The following is an 11,697-nucleotide window of genomic DNA, read 5'->3' as shown; positions in this document are numbered from 1 at the left end:
AATCTTGACCGAGCGATTCATTGGATACGTTTTCTGGAGGGGCTAAGATAGCGGTTTTCGTTCTGTTGGACTTGTTGTTCTGAAAATCGCCATTGGATGGAGTTCCTCGTATTCAGGCAGCAACGAGGCTATCTGGAAGAAAAACATCCTCGACCGCTGCATTACTTTGGGGTGCAATGAACTACATGCAACCATTTCATCTGAGATCCGCCGCCGAGCAGGTGGCGGAGCACTTGCGGGCCGGGCTGGAGAGCGGCGTTTGGCGGGAGGAGATGCCCGGGGAGACCGCGCTGGCGAAGGAACTGGGCGTGAATCCCAAGACGGTGCAGGCGGCACTTGCCCTGCTGGTGCGGGAGGGGGTGCTCGGGAACCAAGGGGAGCGCAAGCCGCGCCGCATTCTGGCGGCACATGGGATTGCCAAGCGTTCGCTGCGCATCGGCATGCTGCTGGGCGATGCGTTCGACCGTCAGGCGGAATACATCGCGGAAATCCATCACCGGCTTACGGCCGGCGGACATGCGCCGTTTTTCGCGCGGAAAAACCTCACCGATCTGGGTATGGATGTCGGGAGGGTGGCGGCCTTCGTGGAGAGAACCCACGCGGATGTCTGGCTGGTGGTGGCGGCTCCCCGCAAGGTGATCGAGTGGTTCGCAGCCGGCCCTCGCCCGGTGTTCGGGCTTTTCGGATCCATGAAGAACCTGCCGATCGCCGGCGGAGGGCCGCAGAAACTTGATGCCTATGCCGAGGTGGTGCGCACCTTGGTGGCGCAAGGCCACAAGAGGATCGTCCTTCTCGCACGCCTGTCTCGGCGGGAGCCTGTGCCTGTGGATCACGAGCGGGTTTTTCTGCGAACGCTGGGCGAGGCGGGCATCGAGGTGGGCGATTACCATTTTCCCCGCTGGGAGAATACCCGGGAGGGTTTCCAGAAGTGCCTGGAGGGATTGTTCCGCGTGAATCCGCCTACCGCCCTGGTGGTCCAGGAAACGACCTTGTTCAGCGTGGTGCAGCAGTTCCTTGGCGCGCGGGGAATCCGGGTGCCGCATGACGTCTCGCTGGTCTGCGATGACCCGGATCCCACCTTCGAGTGGCGGGTGCCGAGCGTCGCCCATATCCGGTGGGACAGCGAACCGTGGATCCGGCGAGCGTGCCGCTGGGCCGACAACATCGCCCGCGGCAAGGACGACCGCCGCAGTGTCGTGAGTCACTCGGAATTCGTGAACGGGGGCACCATCGGGCCGGTGCCGAGGTGATTCGGCGCCATTCGTGTTTACTTGGACTGCTGCGCGCGTGGCCGGCTACCCGCCATTTGTGATCGTATGCCCGGTGGATGGAAATCTCCGCGCCCAGGTGACGGAAAAACCGGCGGCCGCCGCCGATACCGGTTTCATCCGATGGTCGACGCGATGGTTGATGCTTTCGATCATGGCGTGTGAGGCGGGTTCGGCCCTGCATACAGCCGGGACAGAGCTTCGGTGACGCGGGCAGGTATCATGTCGAAATCCAAGCAAAGCATTTAGGAACGATCGATGGTATCGTCGATGTCGTATCCCAGCGGGGTCACCAATTTGAGGGTGACGCCCGGCACAGGAAGATCAACGGTCCAGGCGGGATCCCCCGGCTTGAGGGTGGGCAGGGGGATTTCCCCCTTTTGTGAGCCCTTCTCCCACACCAGCTTGTAGCCCTTGAGCGTGTAGCTGGGAAGGTGGCCGAGCGGGCGCGTCTTCACCGTGGCGGTGACGCCATCGACCTTGAGAATTTCCACCGGACTGTGCATTTTCCGGATGGTGTAATAGGCCGGTTTGATCTTCCGGTGCTGATCTACCACGCCCCACGAGCGGAAGCCGGTGGGCGGGGTGTTGCGGAAGTTGCTGCGGTAGTCATTGAAACACCACAGGCTGGCGCCAAGAAGATTGGGGAACTGACCCCGCGCGAAGGATTCCCATCCGGGAATGAAGGCCGGATCGAAATCCGCGTTGGCGCCTCCCACAAGTTGCCGGATGCCGCACTCGGAAAGGAAGAAGGGCTTGTTAGGCCAGCGGGCGGCCTGGGTGGCGAACTTTTCCGGGAAGGTTCGATACATGTTGATCATGGGCAGGTCGGCCTGCTCGACCGGTTGTTTCTCCGTTCCCGCGATGTCGGTGCGGTAGCTGTTCCAGGAGGTGAAGGTGACAAGACGGTGCGGGTCGAGTTCCTTGCGGACGTAGTCCATCATGTTCTCGTGGTAGCCGAGATACTGATAGGATTCGTTAGATACCTCCCAGCCGATGATGCAGGGGTGATTGTAGTCGCGCTCAATCATTTCCCGGAGCCATTGCTTGGTCAGCGGGTTGTCCACCACGGTGGTCTGCGGATCGTCGCCCCAGACCGGGATGCCGACGACGATCATCATCCCTTTTTCGTCCATCCGGTTGAGGAGATTCGTCGCCTGCGGCACGCAGTTGATGCGCTGCATGTTCGCGCCGGCCCGCTTCATGAGATCGACATCGCCATTCACCAGCGCGTCGGGTTCGGTGTTGCCGTATTTGCCCGCATCGTCGGCGACGCGGTTGAAGCCGACGAGCCGAACCGGCTCGCCGTTGAGGCGGAATTCGGTGGCACTGATCTCGATCTTGCGGATGCCGAAGCGGTCGCTGACCGCGTGCTGCACATTTCCGGATACCGTCAGGGTGGTTTCGAGATGATAGAATTCCGGGTGGTCGAAGTGCCAGAGCCGCACCTGCTCCTTGGGCAGGTTGAACTTTGCGGAGACGTCCTTGGTTTCCCCGGCCTTCAGCGTGTGGGTGGCGTTCACGAGTTCCTTGTCCCAGGAGGCGAGCCGGGAAGTGACGGTGACATCCGCCGGGGTGGCCGCGGTGTTCTGGAGGCGGTATTTGACGGAAACAACCGCCGTGCCGGCCGCGAGATCCGGGTCGCCGTGAATGTGCTGGAAGACAAGGCGGACCGGGTTGTTGCCGGTCAGTTTCACACTGCGGCTGATGCCGCCCCACGGCCACCAGGCACCGCGCTTGTAGGTGTTGTCCGCGCTGACGGTGATCTCATTGGGCTTTCCGAAAACCAGCTTGTCCGTCACATCGAACTCGAACGGGGTGTAGCCGCCGACGTGGGTGCCGATGCTTGCGCCGTTCAGAAAAACCTCCGCCTCGTGATAGACCGCGCCGAAATGAAGCCGCACCGATTTCCCCTGCAAGGCCGGATCCGGCGTGAAGATCCGCCGATACCAACCGACACCGACGTAGGTCGAAAACTGAGGCATGGAGTCCCAGTTTCCCGGGACGGCCATATCAACCCACGACTCCGGAGGATTCGAGACATCGGTGGTGAAGCGCCAGACGCCGTCGAGCGACTGGCTTGTCTCGCCGGAAATGGGTTCTCCCGCCGATGCCCACCCGGACGCGCCGAGCATCAATAGGGGAATGAGAATACGGAGAGTTGATCCCGCGCGGTATCTCCCGGTTGGTAGCGCTGGGCTGGATACGCGGGCCGCAGACAGATGGGATCCCGGAGGGGTTGTGAGGAAATTGAGCAATTGAGATTTAGAGGTCATGATGATGGAAAGTGCGCCTGCCCGGGCGACAATTGCTGCGGGATTTCCAATTGGGATTGATTCCACCCGAGTGCGGATGTTGATGCCGCCTTTCTGGGTCGATTTGTCAAAGATGCGAAACATGTCGGTGCCGTTTTTTCGGCATCAATCCACCTTGGGCGGCTTGCCGGTGGGAACGGGCGGGGTTTTCTTCACGCCGCTTTTGTCGGGTTCGGCGCCTTTCGCCGACTTGAACGGCTTGAAGCCCTTGGGCAGTGTCAGCACCTGTCCCTGCGCCTCAAGGCGGGGCTTGAGCTTCGCATAAGGCAGATCCTGCACCGCCACGTCCTGGTCGGCCGCCAGCGCCGCCGCGATGCCCGCGCTCTGGCCGATGAGCATCCAGGTCGCCTCGATGCGCAGCGAGGACATCGCCACGTGGGTGCAGGACAGCGCCACGGGAACCAGCAGGTTGTCGCATTCGGCGGGCTGCGGGAGGATGGCGCGATAAGGCACATGATGCGGGTAGCCGATCCGCTCCGGCATCTGGCGCACCGGGAAAATGGTGCCCTCGTTGATCACGCCGCCGCCCTTGATCGCCACCCGGCGGCAGTCGTGCGAGTCGAGCGGGAAAGAGGCGACCATGATCGGATCCGGCTTCGTGGGGTTGTCGAGGATGTCCGCCTGGGTCATCACATGCAGGCCCTTCATGCGGCGGCTCGCGCGCACGTAGAGCTGGGGCGGGAAGTGGCCGTAGTCCGCGAACTCGTCCGCGCAGAGTCCCCAACCGGCGATGTCGTCGCGCCGTTTCTGGCTGAAGACCGGATCCGTTTTCATGAAATGAATCATCTCCAGCGTGTATTGCTTGTGCGCCTCGAGGATCGCCGCACGCCCGGCCTCGTCCGCCTCGGCCCAGTCCTTCGCCCCGCCGATCAGCCCGATGGAAAACTGCGAGCCGATCGCGTTGTTGGCGTCGATCTTGTTGTTGGGCACCGGCAGGTAGCTGAAGCTCACCTTTCCCTCGCCATGGCGTTTCACGAAGCGGCGGATCAACTCGAAACGGGCGGGATCGTAATTCTTCGGTGCGGGCATGGCGACCTTGTTGGCCGCGTCCTTGGTCATGGGAATGCGGTAGCTGTAAACCATCAGTTCATCGTCGCCGATCTCGTCGGGGCCTTTCCCGACGGCGGTGATCAGCGGCAAGGGCTTGCCCTCGTCGTCGAAACCGTTGATGTCCATGCGCGCCTTGGGATACTGGCGTCCGGCGTAGGATTCCCCGAATTCGGCGCGGCTCTCGCGGTCGATGCGCCAACTCACGCCTGCGGCGGCCATCAGGTCGCCCTCGTAGCTGCCGTCGATGAAAACCCGCCCGGTGAAGGTGCCGTTGCCGGTGACGATGCCGGTGATGCACGGGCCGTTCCTGGTGACCGATTTCAGGTAGCGCCCGGTGAGCACCTTCACCCCGGCCTCGGCGAGCATGGCATCGGTCACTCGCTGCGCGACAAGGGCCTCGTAGGACCAGGTGGCCTGGTTTTTCACGTTCACATCATAGGGCAGGGTGACGCCACGGCTCTCGTAGTCCTTCTGGATGCGCAGGTGCCACTCGTGGAAAAGCCCCATCAGCTGCTCGCGATACATCTGGTCGGAGTCGCTGAAGCAGAGGCCGCCGGTGTTCATTCCGCCGACGTGGGTGGTGGGTTCGAGCAGGATCACCGAGGCGCCCTCGCGCGCCGCGCCGATCGCCGCGCAGTAGCCGCCGGGAGTCGAGCCATAGACGATGACATCGGCGCTGGTCTGGGCGCGGCAGACGGTTGCGGCGGACAGAAAAAGCCCGCAGGCCAGGAGCAGTATGCCGATATATCTTGCGGCTGGGGACGGCATTGGATTGAGAGTTTTCGTGAAGTTTGGGAAGGGACGAGGGATATTCATGTTAGTGATTCATGGGGTTTTGAGGCCTGATTCATTTGATCGCGTGGACATAACCATCCCCGGCGAGGACGAAGACCTTGTCGCGATAGATGCAGAGGGTGGATTCCTCGACGCGCTGGTTGAACTTGTGGATCCAGAGTGGTTTTCCGGTGAGGGCGTCGAGGCAGTAGAAGAAAGGGGTGTTCCCGGAGCCGATGTAAACGCGGCCGTTGGCGATGGCGGGTGCGGAGAGGCCGCCGCCGTCGGGGAAGGTCCAGAGCACCTCGGCGTTTTCGGTGTCCACGCAATAGATCCGTGAGGCGGTGGGGACTCCGCGGAGGCCTTGGCCGACGCGCGCGGTGTAGTAGGCGCGGTTCTCGAAGAAGGCGGGCGTCGCGTTGAAGTTGGAGAAATTCCCGGCATGCTGCGGGTTCTTGTTCCCTTCGCTCAGGATGGCTCCGGTCTTCGCGTCGAAGCTCATGAACACGTTCGCGTGGTGCGGCACGTAGATTTTCCCCTCGTAGGCGATCAGGGTCCCGGAATCCAGTTCGATGCCGTTGACCTTCCAGACGATCTCGCCGGTCTTCTTCTCGAACGCATAGAGCGAACCGCTCCATGATCCGAAGAAGACCAGGTCGCCGTCGATGGCGGGTTCCGCTGGGATGGACTTGGCGGTCGGGTACATCCAGACGATGTGGCCGGTTTTCGCATCGAGGCAGACGGCGTATCCGTTGACGGTGGGGACATAGACCATGCCGTCGTCGTAGGCCGCCGATCCCCAGACCCAGCCACCGGGAAGCGTCTGCTTCCAGACGAGTTCTCCCGTTTTCGCATCGACGCAGTAGAAGAACCGCTCGCCGCCCTGCTGTCCGGCGAAAACCTTGCCCTCACCGATGGCGGGACCCACCGAGATGGCACCGCCCATTTCGAACTTCCAGATCTCCTCACCCGTGTCCGCATCGACAGCGAAAAGGAATCCGGCCGCGTTTCCGAAATAGACGATGCCGTCCGCGGCGGTCGGCTTGGATTGGTAGTAGGTGCCGCCGGAAAGCACATCGGTGAAGATGCGCTCGCCCTTTTCGTTTTCGTAAGCGTTCAGCAGGCTGCGTTTCCAGAGGACTTCGCCCGAGGCACCGATCCGGCGCAGCCACAGGTCGCTGTCGCTGACCAGCACGGAGTCCCCGGCGCTCACGAGGTCGGAGTAGACCTGATGGGTGGAGATGGTTTTGCTCCACTGGATCTTTCCATCCGTCTTGTTCAGGCATGCGATCTTTCCATCGACGCTGGCGACCAGCAGTCCCGTGGAAGTCATCGCCGGTTTCGAGCGGATCCAATCGGACAACTTGGTCTTCCATTCGATCTCTCCGGATTTGGCGTCGAGGCAATAGAGATGCTTGTTCGCTCCGCCGACGTAGATTTTCCCGTCGAGGAAAAGCGGGACAGTGAATTGCTTGCGCGCGCCTTTTTCGGGTGCCTCCACGCGTGTTTCCCAGACGAGCGATCCGTCGGATTCCTTGAGCGCGTAGAGCACGCCGCCGTTCGATCCGAAAAAGACGTTTCCGCCTGCTACTGTGACCGCCGTATTTACCGCACCCTCCGCGTGGAATTTCCAGGCGACCAGGTCATGCCTGTTGGTGCCGGCCAGTTTCAGCGAATACAGGTAGCCTTCGCTGGTGCCTTGCAGCACGCGATCCTCGGTCATCACCGGCTCGGCGAGGGCATCGATATCGCCGACGTTGAAGTCCCATAGCCTGCGTTCGTTGTCCGCGTCCGCGCAGATCAGGCGGTTGAAATTCTGGCAAACGGCGGGGTAGCCGTAGATGTCGTGGACGCCGAAGGGATAGACCGTGTATTTCCCGTTGCTGGCCACCGGTGCCAGCTGCGTGCGGTAGTCGATGTGCCCGGCGAATTTCCGCGAAAGGGTCTTGCCGGTGTTCTTGTCGAGGTAAACGAGGTTGCGCGCCTGGCCTTCGTTGCCGCCGTGGCTGTTGACCTCGCGCAGGATGATCCTGTCGCCCGCGATCACCGGCGTGGACATGATCGCCGGGTATTTGTAGATGCCGAAAAGCGGATGCATCTGGGTGGACTTCCAGATCTCATTTCCGGTCTCCATGTCGAGGCAGAGACTCGTGGTGTGCATGCCGGGGGAAGCGACATAGACCCGGTCGCCCTCGACAGTCGGCCGCGCATACCAACCGAGACCCACCGGAAATTTCCAAGCCAGCTCCCCCGTCTTCGGGCCGGGCGCGTTGGTGTGGCCGGTGTTGTGCTTGTTGCCCTGGAACATCGGCCAATCCGCCTCCATGTCGCCGCCGGTTGGGGCCGTCGCGGGGTCGGCGGTAAAGGGTTGGTAGATCGTGCCGTTCCGGTTCAGCTTGGCCTGGATTTCCTCCAGCTTGGCGAAGCCCGCGTCGATGATCCGGCTCATCTCGCGCAGTGCCTCTTCACGCGCCGCGCCCTGCCGGTTGAGCACCGCGTTCTCCAGTTCGTAGTATTTTTTATCGATGTCGAAAAACGGATGCGTGTCCGCGCCCTGTTGCTGCAGTGAGGCCAGCCAGAGGAACATCAGGAGCGAGCGCTCGCGGTAGGTTTCGGCCGACGTGGGCGCGGTCCTGATCTCTGCCCTCACTCGGTCTATATCCGCATCGTGGGCGGTCACCGGGGCGGCTGCGGCTCGCAATGCGAACGTTCCGAGTAAGAGAGGGAGGAGGAAAAGGCGTTGGGTAAGCATCCGTTCAAATTGGCAGATGTTAGAAATATAAATTCAGTGATGGGTCTCGGGTAAGCTACAGTCTCTGCCCGCCCTCCAATAGCATGCTTTTCAGCTCCCCGTAGCCCACCTGCTGGACGGCCACGCCTTTGTCGATCGCGAGAACCGCGGCGGTTCCGGCGCTCTGGCCGAGGATCATGAACACCGGCTCCATTCGGATCGAACCGAAGGCAACGTGGGAGGATAGCGCCGCCATGCACAGGCCGAGTATGGCAAATGGCCAGAACTTGGGGCGGGCTTGCAAACGGTTTGGGGAAATGTCGGATTTTTTCATGGTAGGGAAAGTCAATGTCAGCTTGGCAGGAGGTGGAGTTTGTAGGGAGGGATCCTGCCGGAGTTCCACTGGCAGAGGTAGAGGTCTTTGTTGTGATCGATGCAGACATCATGGCCGTTGTTGACGAGGTCGCCTTCTTTCATGAGAGCCTTGAGTGTTCCGTTTTCATAAAGCGGAGTTGCGCCGCCGGGGCAGGAGATGGCTTTGTTGTCCTTATCGAGGATGAGGATGAACCCGCGTCCCGTCCACATGCGGTAATCGTTTTCACGGAAGCCGAAGCACACGGCGGAGTAGAGGTTTTCGCCGTGGATGACGGGGCGGCTGAGATAGGCGCCAGGATAGTATTCCGTGCGCTGGTGTTTCCCATCGAGGGAGAACCAGGCGAGTTCGTTGCGGATGCGGGCGGTGCAGACGAGCAGCGGTTCCGGGCCGCGGGTGTCGAGCGCGATGCCGTGCGCCTGCATGAATTTCCCGGGCTTTTCCGGCATCGAGCTCCTGCCTCCGAATTTCCCGAGAAACTTTCCCCCGGCCGAGTGGCGGAGGATGAACTGCGAGCCGTAGCCGTCGATCACGTAGATATCGCCATTCGGGCCGATGGCAGTCTCGGTGGGGTGATAGGGCAGATCCGCCGTGTATGCGCCGGTCTTGTGGGGCGGATCGAGCTCCAGCAGAACCTCGCCGTCCAAGGTGGTTTTCACGACCCTGCCTTCGGTCATCGTGATGTGGAGGAAATCGACACCGCCCTCGCGCTGAAGGGTGAGGCCGTGGGCGGTCTTTGAGTCCAAGGTCCAATGGTCGAGCAAGGCGCCATCGGTGTTGTAGATGAGGACGTTGTTCTTCGGATGGTCGGTCACGAGGAACAGTCGCCCGTCGGAGGCCTGGATCATTTCATGGCAGTTCTCCAAGGGGACTTTCGCATGATCCGCCTTCGACCAGTTTTTCTCCACGCGGTAGCGGTGGCTGCCGTGGCCGACGATGACGGGCGACTCCGCGGTTTTCGCGGCGGTCAGGATGTTCGGCGCAGCGGCGAGCGCGGCGGTGGCGAGGAAGCGGCGGCGGTGCATCATGGGATCACTTCATGGTTATCTTTCCGGCCGTTCAATTGACGACTCTTTACGGCATCCCGGCATTTTGCATGCTTGCCCTGGGATCGGTGACACTTTAGGTTATCCTCATGCAAGCTCATCGTGCCGAAACCACATTGTCCGAGGATGGCGTGATTACGTTGCGCGGCATTCCTTTCCGTCGCGGCGAGTCCGTCGAGGTGATTGTCCTTCCCTTCGCTACCGCTCCATCCAACGGCTCCCGTTATCCGCTGCGCGGCAAACCGGTCACTTTTCTCGCCCCTACGGAACCCGTGGCGGACACTGACTGGGAGGCTGCGGGGTGATTGTCCTGGATACCCATATCTGGGTTTGGTGGGTTCATGGCGATCCTGCGCTGGCCGCATCGACTCGCACGTTGCTTGATGAGGCCGAGCAGGAGGAAATCGGTGTGAGCTCGATTTCATGCTGGGAGGTCGCCAAGTTGGTCGAGAGCGGTCGACTTACTCTGCCGTGTCCTGTTTCCGATTGGATCCAGCAGGCACTTTCCTATCCCGGCATAAGGCTCATCGAGCTTTCCCCGAGCATTTGCGTGGAGTCCACGCAGCTTCCGGGCACATTCCACCGCGACCCCGCTGACCAAATCATTGTCGCGACATCCCGCATCCTGGATGCACCCCTCGTTACCGTTGATCGCAAGATTTTGGATTATCCACACGTCCGGCTTTTCCCAACCAACGCCTGAAGAGGCATAGGAATTCCGAATCGCAAAGCGATGGTTAGGGCGGCGGTGCATGGCGTTTCAGGCGAGGACTTTTTTCACCACGTTTCCGAAGACATCGGTGAGGCGGAAATTGCGGCCGGCGTACTTGTAGGTGAGCTTGAGGTGATCGATGCCGAGCAGGTGGAGCATGGTGGCGTGGAAATCGTGGACGTGGAAGGGATCCTGAATGGCCGCGAAGCCGAAGGCATCCGTTTCGCCATAGGTGGTGCCGCCCTGGATGCCGCCACCGGCGAGGAACATCGCGCCGCTCTTGGTGTGGTGGTCGCGTCCGCTTCCGCCCTGGCTCATCGGCGTGCGCCCGAACTCCCCGCCCCAGATGACCAGCGTGTCTTCCAATAGCCCCCGCCGCTTGAGATCCATGACGAGGGCGGCGGAGCCACGATCGACTTCCTTGGTCTGTTGCCTGATCTTCTTTTCGATGCTGCTGTGGTGATCCCAGCCGGTGTGGTAGAGCTGGATGAAACGCACGCCGCGCTCGGCCATGCGCCGCGCCATGAGGCAGTTCGAGGCGAAGCTGCCGTCCGGCTTGTCGCCGGTGCCGTAAAGCTCGCGCGTCTCCGCGCTCTCGCCGGAAAAATCCGCGACCTCAGGGACGCTGGTCTGCATCTTGAAGGCGAGTTCGTATTGGGCGATGCGGGTGCGGATCTCCGGGTCGGCGGCACGCTCGCCGTAGATCGAGTTGAGCGAGGAAATGCCGTCGATGGTTTCCCTCTGGAGGGTGGAGTTGATGCCTGCGGGTGAGCGCAGGTAGTTGAGCGGATCGCCCGATGAGTAAAATTCCACTCCGGAATGTTTCCCGGGCAGGAAGCCGCTGTTCCATGCGACCTGCGGCACCGGCTGATCCTCCGGCCCCGAGCGCATGACGACGAAATTCGGCAGGTTGTCCGCGATGCTTCCGAGGCCATACGAGATCCATGAACCCATGCTCGGGCGGCCGGTGATGGCGGTGCCGGTGTTCATGAACATGTGCGCCGGATCGTGGTTCACCTGATCGGTCTGCTGGGTGCGGACGATGCAGATGTCGTCCGCGATTTTCTGGATGTTCGGGAGGAGATCGGAAATGTTCTGCCCGGATGTCCCGCAACGGGTGAAGTTCACTTTGCTGCCGTAGCATTTGAGAGCCTCGTTCTGGAGAAAGGCGAGTTTCACGCCCTTGGTGAGTTCCGCGGGCAGCGGCTGGCCGTTCCGCGTGCGCAGCTCGGGCTTGTCGTCGAAGGTGTCGAACTGGCTGGGGCCGCCGGCCATGTAGAGGAAGATGACACGCTTCGCTTTCGGCGTGTATTGCGGCAGTGGGGGAATTGGCGACTCGTTCGCAAGGAGCTGGCCGAGGGCGGTGCCTGCGAGTCCGGTGGACATGCGGTTGAGGAAATGGCGGCGGGTGATCATGGCGGATGGGAA

General features: G+C 61.5%; 9 protein-coding genes. 3 read left to right on the top strand and 6 right to left on the bottom strand.

The window, feature by feature from the left end; translation table 11 throughout:
* Positions 1 to 176: 176 nt before the first annotated feature.
* Positions 177 to 1,250: a substrate-binding domain-containing protein gene (locus HZ994_06785; GenBank protein ID QTN32047.1), complete on the top strand. Its 1,074-nt coding sequence runs from the start codon at positions 177 to 179 to the stop codon at positions 1,248 to 1,250.
* Between the two features lie 263 nt (positions 1,251 to 1,513).
* Here the strand turns inward: HZ994_06785 and HZ994_06780 are convergent, their stop codons facing one another.
* From HZ994_06780 to HZ994_06760, 5 genes are all read right to left on the bottom strand, one after another.
* On the bottom strand, positions 1,514 to 3,403 hold the full coding sequence (locus tag HZ994_06780) for a hypothetical protein (GenBank protein QTN32046.1): 1,890 nt from the start codon (positions 3,401 to 3,403) through the stop codon (positions 1,514 to 1,516).
* A gap of 285 nt (positions 3,404 to 3,688) precedes the next feature.
* A complete protein-coding gene (locus HZ994_06775; protein ID QTN32045.1) occupies positions 3,689 to 5,401 on the bottom strand; it encodes an FAD-dependent oxidoreductase in 1,713 nt (570 codons plus the stop codon).
* Between the two features lie 79 nt (positions 5,402 to 5,480).
* Positions 5,481 to 8,159, bottom strand: coding sequence for a PQQ-binding-like beta-propeller repeat protein (locus tag HZ994_06770; GenBank protein ID QTN32044.1), 2,679 nt, complete (start codon positions 8,157 to 8,159; stop codon positions 5,481 to 5,483).
* Between the two features lie 55 nt (positions 8,160 to 8,214).
* The gene (locus HZ994_06765; protein ID QTN32043.1) at positions 8,215 to 8,472 is read right to left on the bottom strand and encodes an FAD-dependent oxidoreductase; all 258 of its coding nucleotides are present in this window, start codon (positions 8,470 to 8,472) and stop codon (positions 8,215 to 8,217) included.
* A 17-nt stretch (positions 8,473 to 8,489) separates the two neighbouring features.
* Positions 8,490 to 9,539 (bottom strand): 6-bladed beta-propeller, encoded by a 1,050-nt coding sequence (locus HZ994_06760; protein ID QTN32042.1) that lies wholly within the window; start codon positions 9,537 to 9,539, stop codon positions 8,490 to 8,492.
* A gap of 107 nt (positions 9,540 to 9,646) precedes the next feature.
* Between HZ994_06760 and HZ994_06755 the strand changes: the two genes are divergently transcribed.
* Together HZ994_06755 and HZ994_06750 are read left to right on the top strand one after the other, a co-directional pair.
* Positions 9,647 to 9,862 (top strand): hypothetical protein, encoded by a 216-nt coding sequence (locus HZ994_06755; protein ID QTN32041.1) that lies wholly within the window; start codon positions 9,647 to 9,649, stop codon positions 9,860 to 9,862.
* Positions 9,859 to 10,260 carry a type II toxin-antitoxin system VapC family toxin gene (locus tag HZ994_06750; protein ID QTN32040.1) on the top strand — a complete coding sequence of 134 codons (402 nt, stop codon included), beginning with the start codon at positions 9,859 to 9,861 and terminating at the stop codon, positions 10,258 to 10,260. The genes HZ994_06755 and HZ994_06750 overlap by 4 nt, the downstream gene beginning before the upstream one ends.
* A gap of 57 nt (positions 10,261 to 10,317) precedes the next feature.
* Here HZ994_06750 and HZ994_06745 read toward each other — a convergent pair whose 3' ends face one another.
* On the bottom strand, positions 10,318 to 11,685 hold the full coding sequence (locus HZ994_06745; GenBank protein ID QTN32039.1) for a DUF1501 domain-containing protein: 1,368 nt from the start codon (positions 11,683 to 11,685) through the stop codon (positions 10,318 to 10,320).
* Positions 11,686 to 11,697: the final 12 nt, after the last annotated feature.

It is taken from the genome of Akkermansiaceae bacterium (genome assembly GCA_017798145.1).
GTDB lineage: Bacteria > Verrucomicrobiota > Verrucomicrobiia > Verrucomicrobiales > Akkermansiaceae > Luteolibacter.
The sequence above is the reverse complement of the archived record's forward strand: the minus strand, read 5'-3'. Positions and strand labels throughout refer to the sequence as shown.